We start from the raw sequence: 584 nt of genomic DNA on the forward strand, positions 1-584 counted from the left end.
GAGTCAGGGAGAACTCATCTTGGGGCAAGTTTCGTGCTTAGATGCTTTCAGCACTTATCTTTTCCGCATTTAGCTACCGGGCAATGCCATTGGCATGACAACCCGAACACCAGTGATGCGTCCACTCCGGTCCTCTCGTACTAGGAGCAGCCCCCCTCAATTCTCCAGCGCCCACGGCAGATAGGGACCGAACTGTCTCACGACGTTCTAAACCCAGCTCGCGTACCACTTTAAATGGCGAACAGCCATACCCTTGGGACCTACTTCAGCCCCAGGATGTGATGAGCCGACATCGAGGTGCCAAACACCGCCGTCGATATGAACTCTTGGGCGGTATCAGCCTGTTATCCCCGGAGTACCTTTTATCCGTTGAGCGATGGCCCTTCCATACAGAACCACCGGATCACTAAGACCTGCTTTCGCACCTGCTCGAGCCGTCACTCTCGCAGTCAAGCTAGCTTATGCCTTTGCACTAACCTCCTGATGTCCGACCAGGATTAGCTAACCTTCGTGCTCCTCCGTTACTCTTTAGGAGGAGACCGCCCCAGTCAAACTACCCACCAGACACTGTCCGCAACCCGGAT

Annotated in this window: 1 rRNA gene; it reads right to left on the reverse strand. The window is 54.6% G+C overall.

The features are described 5' to 3' along the window. A 23S ribosomal RNA gene (locus tag V6940_RS22710) occupies positions 1-584 on the reverse strand; the annotation flags it as partial.

It is taken from the genome of Kluyvera sp. CHPC 1.251, from assembly GCF_036759945.1.
Classification (GTDB): Bacteria; Pseudomonadota; Gammaproteobacteria; order Enterobacterales; family Enterobacteriaceae; genus Kluyvera; species Kluyvera sichuanensis.